Source organism: Polynucleobacter sp. Adler-ghost (assembly GCF_018688495.1).
GTDB lineage: Bacteria > Pseudomonadota > Gammaproteobacteria > Burkholderiales > Burkholderiaceae > Polynucleobacter.
In genome coordinates, this window is sequence record NZ_CP061320.1 from 1,150,849 (window position 1) to 1,166,519 (window position 15,671).

The window sequence follows — 15,671 nt, forward strand, 5'->3', positions numbered from 1 at the left end:
AAAGGCAACACAAATGGCACGCATGGTTCAATGCATCAAACTTAACAAAGAAGCTGAAGGCATGGACTTCGCTCCACTACCAGGTGATCTCGGCAAGAAAGTTTGGAATCAAGTCTCTAAGGAGGCTTGGGCCGCTTGGTTGAAGCACCAGACCATGCTCATTAATGAGAATCGCCTGAATATGGCTGACCCTCGTGCTCGTCAGTACCTCCTCAAGCAGGTTGAAAAATACTTCTTTGAAGGTGGTGCAGATATGGCCCAGGGTTATGTACCGCCAACTGAATAAGAATTTTTGAATATCGCTTGACGAGTCAAATTCAGAAGCATAGGATGAAGTCGTAGTCAGTCAGTTTTCGTGATCGGCTGCATTGGCGAAAGCCACTACTCGTGAGCATATCTATATGCTTATGGGCATCGGGAACTAAAACTCTTCTCTTTGCCTGCGCCATGAATCATCATGGCAAACAAACCCGATGGATCAGCCTAGCTGCCCGTCGGGTTTTTTTACTTAGAAAGTAATTCTGCTTACGCCGGAGGCATTGCTTACCAGCAAAATATTGGCTTTCTCTTTTGCAAATAGCCCAACAGTGATTACGCCAGCGATTTGATTAATTTGGGCTTCAAGAGCGATGGGGTTAGCGATCTTTAAACCCGCGATATCCAAAATCCATCCGCCGTTATCTGTCACAAAAGGCTGACTGGGTGTTTGACCTAAATCTGCACGCGTCTCTTTATTAGTTCTGAGTGTTACTGTGCCGCCCAGCTTGATCAGTTCCTGAGTAACAATTCCTTTAGATAGTGGAATGATTTCCACAGGCAATGCAAAGTTACCCAATATCGGAACCTGTTTTGAGGCATCACAGATACAGATAAATTGTTTGGCCATGGAGGCAATAATTTTTTCGCGGGTCAAAGCACCGCCGCCACCTTTAATCATGTAACCAGCAGGATCAATTTCATCAGCGCCGTCCACATAGGCAGGAAGATGGTCCACCTCATTGGGGTCCAAGACCTTAAAACCGTGTTTTAACAAGCGTTCAGTCGTGGCATTAGAACTAGATACTGTTCCCAAGAAATGCGCCCGATGAGGTGCTAAGGCATCAATGAAGAAGTTGGCGGTAGAGCCTGTGCCAACACCTAAGATCTGACCTGCGGGCAGCTTTAATACCTCATCCCGAGCGGCTTCACCTACCAATTGTTTTAGTTGATCTTGATTCATGATCTTGCCCGATATCCTTATCTGAACTGGAACAGCCTTATTTATCCATCTATCATATGATATTCAATCTATTTAACCGATTAATTTATCGAGAGTATTGCAAATAACCATGACTTCATCTGCAAGTGCCCTAAGCCAACTCAAACAACTCACTACCGTCGTGGCCGATACTGGCGACTTTGAGCGCATGCGGGAATACCAACCGCAAGACGCTACCACCAACCCCTCTCTGATCTTGAAGGCTGCCCAGCAAGCCAACTACCAGGCACTGGTAAAACAGGTCAAATCAGCGCACCCTGGCATAAGACCAGTCGATTTAGTCGACCATATCTTGGTAGCTTTTGGTCTGGAGATTTTGAAGATCGTCCCAGGTAGAGTTTCGACAGAGGTCGATGCGCGCCTCTCTTTTGACACTCAGGCGACGGTTCAGAAGGCTAAGCATCTCATCTCTCTGTATGAATCGCACGGGATTGATCGCAAGCGCATCTTGATTAAGCTAGCTGGTACATGGGAAGGAATTGAAGCAGCCAAAGCTTTAGAGGCAGAAGGTATTCACTGCAATATGACGCTACTTTTTTCTTTAATACAAGCTGCAGCCTGCGGTGCAGTGAATGCAAAATTGATTTCTCCATTTGTAGGGCGAATTACTGATTGGTATAAGGCCAAACTTGCTAGCAATTGGAGTGATGAAAAAAATACTGGGGCAAATGATCCTGGCGTTACATCAGTCAAACGTATCTTCCACTATTACAAGCACTTTGGGATCAGCACCGAAATCATGGGGGCTAGTTTTCGCAATACTAGTCAAATATTAGAGTTAGCCGGGTGTGATTTACTCACCATTAGTCCAGAGTTATTGGGCGATCTTCAAAAAAGTACGGAGGTCGTAGAGAGAAAACTCATTCCAAGTAATGCAGCTAGCGCGCTTGCTAGCGAAAATATCCTAGCACTTAAGCTAGATGAGTCGAACTTTAGATTGCAACTGAATAATGATGCAATGGCCACTGAAAAGTTAGCTGAAGGCATCAGGAATTTCTGCATCGATACTGAGAAACTAGAAGCGCTCTTAAGCAACTAATTCTGTAAATTGCCAGATTGAGGAGTCAAGATGATTATTCATTGCCCGCATTGCAATAAAGGGAACCGTGTTCCTGCTGAAAAACTCAATCAAACGCCTGTCTGCGGAGCTTGTCAACAAGAGCTCCTATCGCTCCCGATTAATGCCACAGCAGCTAACTTTAGCGAACTCGTCACTCAATCTACGCTGCCAGTGATAGTCGATTTCTGGGCACCATGGTGCGGACCATGCAAGATGTTTGGGCCAACCTTTCAGGCAAGCGCCAGCACTCATGCAAATCAAGTTTTATTTGTGAAAGTGAATACTGAGGCAGAACAACTACTCGGATCGCAATGGAATATCCGCTCAATTCCAACACTAGCGGGATTTAAGGGCGGTAAAGAAGTACACCGCATTAGTGGTGCTCTGCCGCCAGCCGAACTAGAGCAATTTGTGAAGCAGTTGACTATTTAGGCTCTGTAGATAAACGCTGCCTTAGTGCCTCATACAAGCAGACGCCACTTGCAACGGATACGTTCAGACTCTCTACTACACCCTTCATCGGAATACGCACCAACTCATCACAAGTCTCGCGGGTTAAGCGGCGCATGCCCTCACCCTCTGCACCCATAACAATACCGATGGGGCCGGTCAGGTCTAAATCGTAAATCGATTTTTCAGCTTCATCATCGGTACCGATTAGCCAGACACCCGCTTCTTGCATTTCTTTCATGCTTCGAACCAGGTTAGTAACCGTAATCACAGGCATTACCTCAGAAGCACCGCTAGATACTTTACTCACAGTGGCATTAATTGAGGCTGAACGATCTTTGGGGATCACTACGGCATCCACACCAGCGCCATCAGCCACGCGCAAACATGCGCCAAAGTTATGAGGGTCGGTTACACCATCCAAGACCAAGAACATCGCCTTACTTTGATTGCTTTCTGCATCTTCAACTACCTCAGTAATGGTCCGAGCAATGGCCATCTTCTCTGCTAGAGCCACTACACCTTGATGGCGATCATGGCCTGCGAGCTTGTGAAGACGCTCGGCATCGGCGGCATGTAATCTTTCCCCTAGAATTTCTTCAGCTTGCTTCAAAAAATCACCCATACGGCGATCTCGTCGACTAGGATCAAAATAAACAGACTTCAGACTTGCGGCGTCTACTCGTAAGCGCGCTTGAACAGCATGAAAACCAACTAATATTTGCTTCATCTTTACTTATCTCGATCTAATATTGATACTTATTTACGACGTGCTTTAGTGCTGCGCACAGGTGGTTTGGTACCAGCAGGCTTGCCAGAAGGTCTTGTGGGCTTCCCAGACTTCGCCACTTTACTTGCGGTACGACCAGCTTGATTCTTAGATTGATTGACGCCAAGGTTAGCAGCAGATTTGGCGGCATTCACATTCACACCAGAATGCTTTTGCGGCTCTTTGCTGCCAGGGCGCCCTTTTTTAGGGGAAGCTTTTTTATTGGGTCTACCAGTATCGCTAGCCAATACAATTTGACGGCGATTAGTGGTGCCTCCAGGCTCCAAGCCAACAGATTTGACCAGGCTAAATTCAATCTTGCGCGCATCTAGATCCACTCGACTGACTAAAACATGCACACGATCACCTAAGCGGTATCGAATGCCAGTTCTCTCACCACGTAACTCTTGACGGGCTTCATCGTACTGGAAATAATCACCACCCAATTCAGTTACATGGATCATGCCCTCAACAAAGAGATTTTCCAATTGAATGAACAAACCAAATGTAGCAACCCCAGTAACTGTGCCAGCATATTCTTGACCCAAATGATCGCGCATGTAATAACACTTAAGCCATGCCTCTACATCACGAGATGCCTCATCTGCACGGCGCTCATTTGATGAGCAATGCACACCCAGTTGACCCCAAATAGGCATGGCTGCATTAGCGCCCTTAGGTAATTTAGGTAAACGCGTGCCATTAGCTGCAGCCTCTTTTGCATCGCTATGAGACTTCTTAGCATTCACAGCATTTTCGCGACCCTTACCTTTGCGTGGCAAAGTAAGATTTAAGGGAACCGTTGGCGGCAATACTGGCGTGTAAGGCTTCTTAGTAAGGATTGCCTTAATGACGCGATGGGTTAGCAGATCAGGATAGCGACGAATCGGGCTTGTGAAATGAGAGTAAGCAGGATACGCAAGCCCAAAGTGCCCTTCGTTATCAGGCTGGTACATCGCCTGCTGCATAGAACGCAAAACAACTGACTGAAGCATGTTTGCATCAGGACGCTCTTTGATTTCACGCATGAGCTTGGCATAGTCTTTTGGTTTCGGCTTTTCACCGCCGCCCAATGACAAGCCCGAGGTACGTAAAACTTGGCGTAAAGTGACCAACTTCTCTTCTGAAGGCTCGCCGTGAACCCGGTACAGACTAAGATGCTTATTCTTATCAATGAAATCTGCTGCGCAGACGTTTGCTGTCAACATACACTCTTCGATCAAGCGATGTGCGTCATTGCGAAGACGAGGTTCAATACGCAAAATCTTACCCAACTCATTACTAATAATTTGGGTTTCGGTTGTCTCAAACTCGATAGCACCACGTTTTTGACGTGCGTCTAGCAAAATTTTGTAAAGTGAGTAGAGATTAGTCAGTAGCGGTCTTAACTGCGCAAAGCGTGTCGCTTCAGGACCTTTGCTATTAGAAAGAATCTCCCAGACCGTATCGTATGTAAAGCGCTGCGCAGAATGCATCACTGCAGGATAGAACTGGTAAGCCAAGACTACTCCGCTTTGATCCACTACCGAATCACACACCATGCACAAACGATCTACATTGGGATTCAATGAGCAAAGACCATTGGAGATCTTTTCCGGCAGCATAGGTATTACCCGCCTTGGAAAATACACCGAGGTCGCACGCAGGAGTCCTTCATCATCCAGAGGATGTCCTGGCTTTACATAATGAGATACATCGGCGATAGCAACAATCAGGCGCCAAGCCTTGCTCTTGCCGTACATCACCGGCTCGCAATACACCGCATCATCAAAGTCACGAGCATCAGCACCATCAATAGTGACTAGAGGAACATCGCGCAAATCCACGCGACCTTCGAGATCAGATTGCTGAACGGTATCGGGTAAGGCATCCGCTTCCTTTTTTGCGGCTGCTGAAAATTCGTGGGGCACGCCGTATTTACGCACAGCGATTTCGATTTCCATACCAGGATCATCAATTTCACCTAGCACCTCAACAACGCGACCAACGGCTTGACGGTAACTATCCGGATAGTCAATGATCTCAACACTGACGACCTGACCTAATTTGGCATTACCCTGGCCTTTTGGTGGAATCAAAATATCATGGCCAATGCGCTTGTCTTCGGGCGCAACAATCAAAACACCATTCTCATTCAAGAGACGCCCGATGACTACTTTATTGGCGTGCAAAATGACATCAACGATCTGACCTTCTGGGCGACCGCGCCGATCTGTTCCTAATACTCTGACATTGACCCTATCCCCATGCATGACGCGGGACATTTCTCTTTCAGAAAGAAAAATATCTTCACCACCGTCATCTGGAATAACAAATCCAAATCCATCTCGGTGACCTTGGACTGTACCTAAGCGGTCAGCCTCTCGTGGTACCAAGTTTTTTGCTTTACGCATTTAATTCCTTCGGCAATACATGCCATATATTTCAATGAAAACTCTGAATTAGCTTACTGTATCAAACCATCAAGTCTGAAGGATGAAAGGCGAAAACAAATTAAGAGGTGGGCCAGAAGGCGCATACCTTTATAATAACGGCATGCCCAGGTGGCGAAATTGGTAGACGCACCAGCTTCAGGTGCTGGCGATCGTAAGGTTGTGGGGGTTCGAGTCCCTTCCTGGGCACCAAACAAGGCTTAACGGCGCTCTGCGCCTGAAAATACAAGGCCATTATGGAGAAAACTGGCCATTTCTATATATAAATACTTACAGACTATATGGGGACGTCTTTCTTCAATACAAGCCCTATTTTGCTTCACGCATCGAGCATTCGCTAATACGTCATATTAATCACTCCATAATTTGCCTGCAGTCGCCCAATCTGATTTCTTGACGTCTTGATAAATAACATCTACTGATTCAGCACTGCATCCCATGATTTTGACTGCTGCTTCCGTAATTGCCTTAGCGTATTCGCGCTTGACCTCATCGCTACGACCCTCAAATAATTGAACTTGAATTAATGGCACAGATATCTCCTATTCACTATTGATTTAATAATCCTAGATAAGCTGGCCACTCCATCTGACCTTCCTCATCACCATCACTGCATAATTGCTCATAAGTCATCCTGCAAATTACCGGGTCGGGAGTGATCAAGCCCTCTACCCCACCTGCCAATAGCTGAATTTTGCAGGCCTTATCTAATACATCCATCAAATAAAATGCCTGCTGAATACTGACTCCACAGATAATGCTGCCGTGGTTTTCTAACAATAAAGCCTTTTTATCTCCAAGAGCCGATATGAGCGCCACTTGCTCAGACGCTGATAAAGCAAGACCTTGATAGCGATGCCTTTCAATATCACCATAGAAGCGTAAGGCATGCTGTGATATCGGCAATAAACCTGACTTTTGTGCAGAGATAGCAATAACGGAATCAACATGCAAATGCAGTACAAATGCTGCATCTGGTCTAGCCGCATGTACCGCTCCATGAATAGCAAAACCAGATTGGTTGACTGGTCCTTGGCCTGAGATGATATCTCCTTGAAGATTCACCTTAACTAAATTTTCTGGTAATACCTCATCAAAGCGCAAACCAAATTGATTGATTAGATAAGCGCCCTCTTCGCCTGGAATAGAAGCTGAAATATGGGTATAAATACCATCATCCCACCCCTTTATCGCAGCAAGACGATAGGCTGCAGCTAAATTGCTTCGAACCTCTTCCTCAGTCTCATTGCGATGCTTGAACTTCTTTTCACCAAGGACTTTATGAGAATGTAAACTCTTCGAATGCTTTGGGTTAGATTCATCAGTCATGAAAAAAATTCCCGCTGTTGTGCTGGCCTCATATCGATCAACTAGAGACCCATAGAACGATGCAAAATCTTAGGCTTCATTTCATCCCAAAGACCTTCAAACTCTTCGACTCTATCCTCTGATAACTCAATAGGCTCAAAGAGTCCGCTAAAGAAGATTGTCTTTTTGGGAGCCAGGATCTTTTCAAACTCTGTTAGCCCAACAGGCTTATCGTCAATATCTCGAGTTAATTGGGCAGAACACACAATTGCCTGTGCGTCATCCTGATCAATGACTGCAAACTCAATGAGTTGTTGAGACTTCTCCAGAACCACTAATGTACCGCGTGCATAACAAACCGCCTCATGCTCTTGCACGATATAAGCTAAAAATTGATTCTCTTCATCCCCATTCATACGCAAGTCGTCAATAAAAAAGAGGTATTGACTCCCCTCTCCATTGACCAAGGTAAAGACCTTAGGAATCACTCCATGCTCTAGGGCAAGATTACGGTAATAAGAAGAAAGTTCAACAGCGAGGTTTTCGGCGAAAAGATGCATAAAGTAGATCTGTAAGTAAAGCGCTTATAAAGTGAGTTGAGCTTTTAAGAAGGCCATCGTGCGATCCCACGCTAAATCTGCAGCTGCAGAGTTGTATTGCAATGGTGGCAAGCCTCTAGCGTCTGACTTTGGATTAGCAAAAGCATGCTTAGCGTCATAGCGCTGGAAATCATAGGTCACTCCAGCAGCTTTTAACTTTTCTTCTAGTTGATCTACGCCAGAGATGGAGAAAAATTCATCATGCAGAGCCCAATGGGCCAACATCGGCTTTTTAATGGCCTGCGCATCAACGTACTCTAATGGAGGATAGCCATACCAAACTACCGTTGCATCGCATTCTGGAACAAGGCCAGCTGATAGAACTGTGAGTGCCCCGCCCATGCAAAAACCAGTAACAGCAACTTTAGTGCTACCTATTCCTTTGAGATACTGAACAGCGCCACGAATATCCTGACTGGCAGCATCACCAAAATTCAGGTCATTCATGAGGTGCTCTGCTTCATTTGCTTCCAAGGCGAGCTTGCCACGATACAGATCTGGAACTAAGGCGCGGTATCCTGCTTTTGCTAAACGATTAGCAACATTTTTAATCTCATCATCAAGACCCCACCACTCTTGAATCACCACCACACCAGGAGCATTTGTCGGGTTGGCAGGCTCAGTTAAATAAGCCTCTACTGAAGTACCATCTGGTCTCTTATATGAAATCATCACGATCTTTCTTTTCAAATATATTAGATTTACTGCGCTTGCTTATCAGTATGAATATAGCCCACCAACCAGAAGGTAAGCAAGCCACATGCTGCCGCCCCATAACCAACTAGGTTGTAGTGCTCCATTTTTCCATCTGCACTAATTGTCACCACCATGCCAGCAAGCACTGAGGCAAGCCCCGACGCCAACATTTGCACTGAGCCCATCAAGCTCATAAAGGTACCCCGAATTTTGGCATCCACCACCTGACTCACGATTGCCATCGCCGGAATCATGCGCCCTGAAACTAAGACAAAAAATGCCGTGGAGTTAATCAATACTACCCATAGCGGTACCGGCATTAAATTAGTGGTCACTAGTAATGGAACTAAGCTGATCACTGCGAGCGTCCTAAATACTTTGACCTTGCCGTAACGATCAGACATCTGCCCAATCAGGCGAGAGCTCAACAGCGTAGCAAGGCCGCCACAAAGATAGATCAAAGAAATATAGGAGTTTTCAACACCGACATTCGAGGTGAGATAGAGTGCAATATACGGAATGACAGAAAATCCCGTCAACATGATCAACGCCATAAAAAAGAATGCGCGTAGATGTTGGTGGGCAAGCAAGATATTCCAGATCTGGCTGAGGCGACTTCCCTCGTGAATGTGCTGTAGGTGGCCAGAGATCTTGGGGATATTGCGATAACCCAAATACAAAATGAGGCTGGATATCAAAGCAATAAAAAAGAATGGCGCTCGCCAACCTAAATACGGAATATTGTGAGCCAACAATAGACTAAGAGGAACTCCCGCTACAGTTGATACCGAAAAAGCAGACATTACCGTACCCAAAGCCTTGCCTCTCCGCTCAAACGGAATGGAGTCCGCAACAATCGTTTGCACCAGCGCACTCAGAATACCGCCAAATGCACCTGCAAATGCCCGAGCAATAAAAAGGGAGTGGTAATCCGGCGCCAAACCACAGACTAAGGTAGCGATAATGAAACATGCATATAAACTAAGCAGTAGTACTCGCCTCTCAAAGCGATCTACAAAGTAAGTGGCAAAGACACCAGCAAGAGCCGCGGCAAAAGTATAGGAAGAAAGTAATAGACCGAACTCATGGGTATTGATATTGAGCTCGCGAATAAATTCGGGGCCCAAAGGCATCATGATCATGAAGTCCAGGATGTGGGTGAACTGAATTCCGGCCAAGGAGAATAAGAAAAAGTGTTCCTTCTTTTTGCCGCCTGGCATGTGATCCTCGGTCAATGGTTTCTTAATATGAAATTAGGGATACTGCATTATCAACCTAGGGGATGGAAACCTAGCCTTGCTGAATTGAGAGCACCGCCCAGTAAAAGTGGATCCTGATAGTCAACGTCGGCAATAAATTAGCATAAGGTGTATCATTAGGGTTAACCCTTAAAGGAGCTCACCATGGCACATTCAAACTCAGTACAGTTTCAACAGGCATCCGCTTTCAGTTTTAAGCCTTTTTTAGCGATTAAAGACTTTTTCGTATTGCTGGCAGTTGCTTTTAGCGAAGCTAAAGTGATGGAACAGAAATCACGTAGAACTAGTGGAAATTGGTAATTTATTGCTGATTTAGCTCTGTTTTAGGCCATTTTTGGTCATTTTTGATGAATTAAGCCTCCGTATTTTGGAGGCTTTTTCTTTATCAATAGCGCCCCTAGCGCAATATATAGTAGCCATAAACACAGCGTGACCCAGCCCGAGACGGGTTGTGGGTATCCTGAATAACGCCGTCAATGACAGCCGTAAGATGCTTAGAAACCTTCACAATTAATCTGCCCGATGGCAGCTCATTCGCTAGTAAATGGACTTTACAGCCAGCACCAACCTGCATCGTCGGCACCCAATCAAACCCATGACCCAGGATGTAGTCATGAAATACATTGCGATGATTGCCATTGCGCGGTGAAGCTCCCTGAGCATTGAGCCGTCTAGCTAACTTATCGTTTCTTTGATCGGCATAGGCTGCATTGGCAGCACGAAGATCTTCGTAAACTTGTATATAAGGCAGTTGGGCAGCAATGGCAATCGCCCGAACAACGCAGTCACCTGCCCCACCTTTAAAGCCTGCAAGCTCCCTACCCCCGTCATTGACTGCAAAGCCTAGCTCTTGGCCACGACTACTAGATGGCTTGGTGAAGAAGTTTAAAAAGCTCAGCATTGAATGGGTGGGAATTGATGGAAGTTGTGACCAAAAAGAAAAAATGGACTTGCCTTTCGGCAAATCCATTCTAAATGCTGCTCACTTGAGATTACTTTGCTTGCGCCTGCTTGACCTTCAAACGCCAAGCATGCAACAAGGGTTCGGTGTACCCGTTTGGCTGCTCAAGACCCTTAAAAATCAGATCACTTGCAGCTTGAAATGCGTATGAATCCTTATAGTTTGGCATCATTGGCTTGTATAAAGGATCGTCAGCATTTTGCGTGTCAACAATAGCAGCCATACGTTGCATCGCTTCCTCTACTTCAGCCTTAGTTACATACTTATGTAGCAACCAGTTGGCAATATGCTGACTAGAAATACGCAATGTTGCGCGATCTTCCATTAAGCCTACGTTATAGATATCAGGCACCTTGGAGCAACCAACACCCTGGTCAATCCAGCGAACTACATAACCCAAAATACCTTGGCAATTATTATTCAGAGATTCGCGAATCTCCTCTTTAGTCCAATCAGGATAAAGCGCAATAGGCACAGTCAAGAGCTCATCGGTTAAGGCCTCATACTCTGCTGCAGTATCTTGCTTCTCCATATCCTCTTGGATCTTTGCTACATCGACTTGGTGATAGTGCATTGCATGCAAAGTTGCAGCGGTAGGTGATGGCACCCAAGCTGTGTTTGCTCCTGCCTGAGGGTGTGCAGCTTTCTGCTCTACCATTTCCTTCATGAGATCTGGCGCAGGCCACATGCCTTTACCAATTTGTGCGCGACCACGTAAGCCGCAATCTAAGCCTGCTAATACGTTACGGCGCTCATAAGCTCCAAACCATTTAGCAATCTTCATCCTACCTTTACGAACCATGGCGCCGCCATACATGCCGGTATGCATCTCATCACCAGTACGGTCTAAGAATCCAGTATTAATGAAGGCAACACGAGCACCAGCCGCAGCAATAGCAGCTTTAATATTGACGCTCATACGGCGCTCTTCATCCATGATGCCTAATTTGACAGTGTTCTCAGGTAAGCCGAGTAATTTCTCAACCCGACCGAATAGTTCGCTAGCAAATGCTACTTCTTCTGCGCTATGCATTTTTGGCTTAACAATATAGACAGAGCCCTTCCGTGTATTACCAATAGCCTGAGTCGCTGGGCGATTGATGTCATACAAAGCAATCAAGACTGTCACGACTGCATCTAAGATACCTTCGTAGATTTCCTTGCCATCGCCAGTGATGATGGCTGGGTTGGTCATCAGGTGTCCAACGTTACGGAGAAACAAGAGCGATCGGCCATGCAAAGTGACAACACCATCTTTAGCATTAACAGCGCCAATGCCTGCGGTGTATTGACGGTCTGCGTTGAGTTTGCGGGTAAACGTCTTGCCACCTTTGCTGACTTCTTCAACCAAGGTGCCTTTGAGAATGCCTAACCAATTCTCATAAGCAAGAACCTTATCGTCGCCATCCACTACTGCTACTGAGTCCTCTAGGTCCAAAATAGTAGAGAGCGCAGCTTCAAGTACCACATCATTTACTCCCGCTAAATCAGCGGCCCCAATGGTTTTGGTCTTATCAATTTGAATATCAATATGAATACCATGATTGCGCAATAAAACAGATGATGGTGCAGAGGCATCGCCTTGGTAACCAACAAACTGCTTCTCATCAACTAAACCCGTTGTGCTTCCGTCTTTTAATTTCACGGACAGTTTTTTGTCTACGACGCTATAAGCAAGGACATCACCATAGGAGGCCTTAGCCAAAGGTGCTGCTTGATCTAAAAACTGACGTGCGTAGGCAACTACCTTGGCGCCACGAATTGGGTTATAGGATCCCGCTTTAGTAGCGCCATCTTCCTCAGAAATAACATCTGTGCCGTACAAAGCATCATACAAAGAACCCCAACGCGCATTTGCGGCATTTAAGGCATAGCGTGCATTGAGCACAGGAACAACCAGTTGAGGACCGGCTTGAAGAGCTAATTCGTCATCCACATTTTGAGTAGTAGCCAAAACTTTGGCAGGCACATCGTCGATATAACCAATTTCTTTTAAATACTTGCGATAAGCAGGCATATCTTTGATCGGACCAGGGTTGGCTTGATGCCATTTATCCAAATCTAATTGCAAGCGATCACGCTTAGCTAGTAAAGCTTCATTTTTTGGACTCAGATCTTTCACGATCTCGTCAAAACCCTTCCAAAAATCTGCGCTTTTAATACCTGTGCCAGGCAAAACTTGATCTTCAATAAAACGGTAAAGCGGTGTAGCTACTTGAAGGCTATTACATTGTGTACGTGCTGTCATTTCTGAATCCCAAAGCAAATGTGTAAATTAAATATAAAAAGTTAAAAAAGAAGTATTTTATTAACCTTTGAATGGATGTTGCAGAAGAATCGTTTCATCACGCTCTGGTCCTGTTGAGACCATGGCGATCGGCTTTCCTGCAACTTCTTCGATACGACGCAGGAACTTCTGTGCCTCTATTGGGAGTTTGTCCCATTCACGAATACCAAAAGTAGTTCCCTTCCAGCCTGGGAAATCCTCATAAATTGGTTCGCAACGCGCAACCGCTTCTGCGCCACGCGGCAATACATCTAATTTTTGACCGTCAAGGGTGTAACCCACGCAAAGACGAATCGTCTCAAAGCCATCCAATACGTCAAGCTTAGTAATGCACAAGCCAGATAAGCCGTTAATCTGAATAGAACGCTTTAGTGCGGCGGCATCCAACCAACCAGTGCGACGCGGACGGCCAGTAACAGAACCAAACTCCTTACCCACTTCAGCCAAACGAATCCCAACTGGATCTTGTTTGGCTGGGTTATCAAAGTCGTATAACTCACTTGGAAACGGGCCGGCGCCAACACGCGTGCAATAAGCCTTGGTGATACCCAAGATATATTGCAGTGAATCTGGGCCTACGCCAGATCCAGCTGCGGCATTACCAGCCACACAATTACTGGAAGTTACGTACGGATAGGTGCCATGATCAATATCAAGCAAGGTGCCTTGCGCACCCTCGAATAATAAGTTTTGACCAGCCTGCTCTGCTGCGCATAAAGCACTAGAGACATCCACCACCATCGGCTTGATGCGCTCCGCATAAGACATGGCCTCTTCTAAAGTCTTTTGGAAATCGACTGGCTCAGCCCCATAGTAATTTGTGAGCATGAAGTTGTGATATTCCAAGTTCTCACGCAATTGCGCAGCAAACTTTTCTGGATAAAACAAATCTTGGACACGTAAGGCGCGTCTGGCTACCTTATCTTCATAAGCCGGTCCGATACCACGACCAGTTGTCCCAATCTTGGCATTGCCACGCTTTTTCTCACGGGCATGATCAATCGCTACGTGATAAGGCAAGATTAAGGTTGTCGCTTCAGAAATCTTTAAGCGGGACTGAACATCTAGTCCAGCAGCTTCTAGCTCAGCAATTTCTTTAAAGAGTGCCTCTGGAGAAAGCACAACTCCATTGCCAATGTAGCAAATCACATTCTTGTGCATGATGCCAGAAGGAATCAGACGCAAAATCGTTTTTTTATCGCCAATAATCAGCGTATGACCAGCGTTATGTCCACCCTGAAAACGTACGACTGCTTGCGCATGGTCAGTCAACCAATCCACTACTTTGCCTTTGCCCTCATCACCCCACTGGGTGCCAATGACAACGACGTTACGACCATGAGCTTGTTGCTTTGAAGACATAATGAAATCCAAAAGGTAATTACAGAATTAGTGTGTTGTTAATAAAGCTTTTACTTCTTTTTTACTACCCATGAGCTATCTTGCTTTACCAACTCACGATCGCAATGATATTCAGCGGTTTCTACATCATCACCGCCAAGCGCTTGAATGACCACTTCACCGGCATTGCGCAACTCGCTAATCTTGCTAGCCAGGCTGGAATCCAAAGTCCAAGGCGCTACGATAGCGGGCTTTTTTTGCGCTACAGGGGCAAGGTTAGCCAGAGTCAATAAATCCATAGAAAAGCCAGTCGCAGGACGGGAGCGTCCAAATGCTTGACCGACATGATCGTATCTACCACCTCTAGCAATTGGTTGTGGCAACTGATCAACATAAGCTGCAAACATCACACCGCTGTGATATTGATATCCACGCAAATCCGCCAGATCGATACTGAGCTCAACATTTCCTGGAAGTGCATCAGTGGCTGCAGCTAAATTTTCTAATTGCGCCAAAGCCTCATCAATCAATTGATGTTTAGGCAAAGACTTTCTAGCACCAGCTAAAACTTGCCCACAAGGACCATTTAATTCAGTCAGAGCCATTAAGGCTTGCGCAGATTTTGCTGGTAGTCCTTTAGCCCAGATGGCCAAACGTGGTCGATCCTTACTTTGGAGCAAGCTATACAGAGCCTCAACATCGCCCTTCTCTTTAACTTGTCCATCCAGAATTCCTTCCAGCACACCCGCATGCGAAAGATCAAGATATACCTTATTCAGCCCAGCTAGACGTAAGGTTTGTAGCAATAAAGTAATCGCCTCGAAATCGGCTTCCGAAGTAGCGCATCCATAAATCTCTGCGCCAATTTGTAATTCTTCGCGAGCGGAACTGCCTACTGGTGTGCGCGCATGAGCAACAGATCCTGCATAGCAGAGCCGTGTTACACCTTTACGATTGAGTAAATGCGCATCAATACGAGCAACTTGCGGGGTCATATCTGCACGTAGACCTAATGTACGGCCAGACAACTGATCAACCAATTTAAATGTCTGTAAATTAAGATCTGAACCAGTACCAGTGAGCAAAGAGTCCAGGAACTCCAATATAGGAGGGGCAACTAACTCATAGCCATAGGACTGATACAAATCCAGAATAGCGCGACGCAGAGTCTCCACCTTGCGAGCCTCGGCTGGCAAAACATCAGCAATATCTTCAGGAAGTAACCAGCGATTCATGATTTGAAATATTCAC

At 45.8% G+C, this 15,671-nt stretch carries 16 protein-coding genes and 1 tRNA gene; 5 read left to right on the forward strand and 12 right to left on the reverse strand.

All coding sequences use genetic code 11. From position 1 onward, the window contains the following. The first annotated feature begins 13 nt into the window (after positions 1-13). On the forward strand, positions 14-286 hold the full coding sequence (locus ICV89_RS05985; protein ID WP_215307364.1) for an oxidative damage protection protein: 273 nt from the start codon (positions 14-16) through the stop codon (positions 284-286). A 222-nt stretch (positions 287-508) separates the two neighbouring features. On the opposite strand, the gene rpiA is transcribed toward ICV89_RS05985, so the two are convergent. Further along, complete coding sequence (gene rpiA, locus ICV89_RS05990) at positions 509-1,219, reverse strand: ribose-5-phosphate isomerase RpiA (RefSeq protein ID WP_215307366.1); 711 nt, start codon at positions 1,217-1,219, stop codon at positions 509-511. 109 nt (positions 1,220-1,328) lie between these two features. On the opposite strand from rpiA, the gene tal reads away from it, so the two are divergent. Then, complete coding sequence (tal, locus tag ICV89_RS05995) at positions 1,329-2,297, forward strand: transaldolase (RefSeq protein ID WP_215307368.1); 969 nt, start codon at positions 1,329-1,331, stop codon at positions 2,295-2,297. Between the two features lie 30 nt (positions 2,298-2,327). After that, entirely contained in the window at positions 2,328-2,750 is a 423-nt protein-coding gene (gene trxC, locus ICV89_RS06000) for a thioredoxin TrxC (protein ID WP_215307370.1), read from the forward strand. On the opposite strand, the gene rlmB is transcribed toward trxC, so the two are convergent. After that, positions 2,743-3,498 carry a 23S rRNA (guanosine(2251)-2'-O)-methyltransferase RlmB gene (rlmB, locus tag ICV89_RS06005; RefSeq protein WP_215307372.1) on the reverse strand — a complete coding sequence of 252 codons (756 nt, stop codon included), beginning with the start codon at positions 3,496-3,498 and terminating at the stop codon, positions 2,743-2,745. The two genes, trxC and rlmB, sit on opposite strands and share 8 nt — an antisense overlap. A 29-nt stretch (positions 3,499-3,527) precedes the next feature. Beyond that, positions 3,528-5,930, reverse strand: a complete 2,403-nt coding sequence (gene rnr, locus ICV89_RS06010; RefSeq protein WP_215307373.1) for a ribonuclease R — start codon at positions 5,928-5,930, stop codon at positions 3,528-3,530. Between the two features lie 144 nt (positions 5,931-6,074). Between rnr and ICV89_RS06015 the strand changes: the two genes are divergently transcribed. Next, positions 6,075-6,161 (forward strand) — tRNA-Leu (locus tag ICV89_RS06015). A 158-nt stretch (positions 6,162-6,319) separates the two neighbouring features. Here ICV89_RS06015 and ICV89_RS06020 read toward each other — a convergent pair. From ICV89_RS06020 to ICV89_RS06040, 5 genes are read right to left on the reverse strand one after another with little or no spacing between them, the layout of a single operon-like run. Continuing rightward, positions 6,320-6,502 carry a 4-oxalocrotonate tautomerase gene (locus ICV89_RS06020; protein ID WP_215307375.1) on the reverse strand — a complete coding sequence of 61 codons (183 nt, stop codon included), beginning with the start codon at positions 6,500-6,502 and terminating at the stop codon, positions 6,320-6,322. Positions 6,503-6,518: 16 nt separating this feature from the next. Next, positions 6,519-7,298 (reverse strand): class II aldolase/adducin family protein, encoded by a 780-nt coding sequence (locus ICV89_RS06025; RefSeq protein WP_215307377.1) that lies wholly within the window; start codon positions 7,296-7,298, stop codon positions 6,519-6,521. Between the two features lie 41 nt (positions 7,299-7,339). Then, on the reverse strand, positions 7,340-7,837 hold the full coding sequence (locus tag ICV89_RS06030) for a hypothetical protein (RefSeq protein WP_215307379.1): 498 nt from the start codon (positions 7,835-7,837) through the stop codon (positions 7,340-7,342). Positions 7,838-7,861: 24 nt separating this feature from the next. Continuing rightward, positions 7,862-8,548 carry a dienelactone hydrolase family protein gene (locus tag ICV89_RS06035; RefSeq protein ID WP_215307381.1) on the reverse strand — a complete coding sequence of 229 codons (687 nt, stop codon included), beginning with the start codon at positions 8,546-8,548 and terminating at the stop codon, positions 7,862-7,864. Positions 8,549-8,577: 29 nt separating this feature from the next. Further along, a complete protein-coding gene (locus tag ICV89_RS06040) occupies positions 8,578-9,792 on the reverse strand; it encodes an MFS transporter (RefSeq protein WP_215307383.1) in 1,215 nt (404 codons plus the stop codon). Between the two features lie 183 nt (positions 9,793-9,975). Between ICV89_RS06040 and ICV89_RS06045 the strand changes: the two genes are divergently transcribed. Next, on the forward strand, positions 9,976-10,131 hold the full coding sequence (locus ICV89_RS06045) for a hypothetical protein (RefSeq protein WP_215307385.1): 156 nt from the start codon (positions 9,976-9,978) through the stop codon (positions 10,129-10,131). A gap of 97 nt (positions 10,132-10,228) precedes the next feature. On the opposite strand, the gene ICV89_RS06050 is transcribed toward ICV89_RS06045, so the two are convergent. The 4 genes from ICV89_RS06050 to ICV89_RS06065 form a co-directional block, all read right to left on the reverse strand. Beyond that, the gene (locus ICV89_RS06050; protein ID WP_215307387.1) at positions 10,229-10,732 is read right to left on the reverse strand and encodes a hypothetical protein; all 504 of its coding nucleotides are present in this window, start codon (positions 10,730-10,732) and stop codon (positions 10,229-10,231) included. A 91-nt stretch (positions 10,733-10,823) separates the two neighbouring features. After that, positions 10,824-13,040, reverse strand: a complete 2,217-nt coding sequence (locus tag ICV89_RS06055) for a malate synthase G (protein WP_215307388.1) — start codon at positions 13,038-13,040, stop codon at positions 10,824-10,826. Between the two features lie 60 nt (positions 13,041-13,100). Further along, positions 13,101-14,441 carry an adenylosuccinate synthase gene (locus tag ICV89_RS06060; protein WP_215307390.1) on the reverse strand — a complete coding sequence of 447 codons (1,341 nt, stop codon included), beginning with the start codon at positions 14,439-14,441 and terminating at the stop codon, positions 13,101-13,103. A 50-nt stretch (positions 14,442-14,491) separates the two neighbouring features. Continuing rightward, complete coding sequence (locus tag ICV89_RS06065; protein ID WP_215307392.1) at positions 14,492-15,655, reverse strand: ATP phosphoribosyltransferase regulatory subunit; 1,164 nt, start codon at positions 15,653-15,655, stop codon at positions 14,492-14,494. Positions 15,656-15,671: the final 16 nt, after the last annotated feature.

What these genes read in the sequence shown, in the direction of transcription:
- ICV89_RS05985 (WP_215307364.1), top strand. Translation starts at nt 14, where the DNA reads ATGGCACGCATGGTTCAATGCATCAAACTTAACAAAGAAGCTGAAGGC.
- rpiA (WP_215307366.1), bottom strand. Translation starts at nt 1,219, where the DNA reads ATGAATCAAGATCAACTAAAACAATTGGTAGGTGAAGCCGCTCGGGAT.
- tal (WP_215307368.1), top strand. Translation starts at nt 1,329, where the DNA reads ATGACTTCATCTGCAAGTGCCCTAAGCCAACTCAAACAACTCACTACC.
- trxC (WP_215307370.1), top strand. Translation starts at nt 2,328, where the DNA reads ATGATTATTCATTGCCCGCATTGCAATAAAGGGAACCGTGTTCCTGCT.
- rlmB (WP_215307372.1), bottom strand. Translation starts at nt 3,498, where the DNA reads ATGAAGCAAATATTAGTTGGTTTTCATGCTGTTCAAGCGCGCTTACGA.
- rnr (WP_215307373.1), bottom strand. Translation starts at nt 5,930, where the DNA reads ATGCGTAAAGCAAAAAACTTGGTACCACGAGAGGCTGACCGCTTAGGT.
- ICV89_RS06025 (WP_215307377.1), bottom strand. Translation starts at nt 7,298, where the DNA reads ATGACTGATGAATCTAACCCAAAGCATTCGAAGAGTTTACATTCTCAT.
- ICV89_RS06030 (WP_215307379.1), bottom strand. Translation starts at nt 7,837, where the DNA reads ATGCATCTTTTCGCCGAAAACCTCGCTGTTGAACTTTCTTCTTATTAC.
- ICV89_RS06035 (WP_215307381.1), bottom strand. Translation starts at nt 8,548, where the DNA reads ATGATTTCATATAAGAGACCAGATGGTACTTCAGTAGAGGCTTATTTA.
- ICV89_RS06040 (WP_215307383.1), bottom strand. Translation starts at nt 9,792, where the DNA reads ATGCCAGGCGGCAAAAAGAAGGAACACTTTTTCTTATTCTCCTTGGCC.
- ICV89_RS06045 (WP_215307385.1), top strand. Translation starts at nt 9,976, where the DNA reads ATGGCACATTCAAACTCAGTACAGTTTCAACAGGCATCCGCTTTCAGT.
- ICV89_RS06050 (WP_215307387.1), bottom strand. Translation starts at nt 10,732, where the DNA reads ATGCTGAGCTTTTTAAACTTCTTCACCAAGCCATCTAGTAGTCGTGGC.
- ICV89_RS06055 (WP_215307388.1), bottom strand. Translation starts at nt 13,040, where the DNA reads ATGACAGCACGTACACAATGTAATAGCCTTCAAGTAGCTACACCGCTT.
- ICV89_RS06060 (WP_215307390.1), bottom strand. Translation starts at nt 14,441, where the DNA reads ATGTCTTCAAAGCAACAAGCTCATGGTCGTAACGTCGTTGTCATTGGC.
- ICV89_RS06065 (WP_215307392.1), bottom strand. Translation starts at nt 15,655, where the DNA reads ATGAATCGCTGGTTACTTCCTGAAGATATTGCTGATGTTTTGCCAGCC.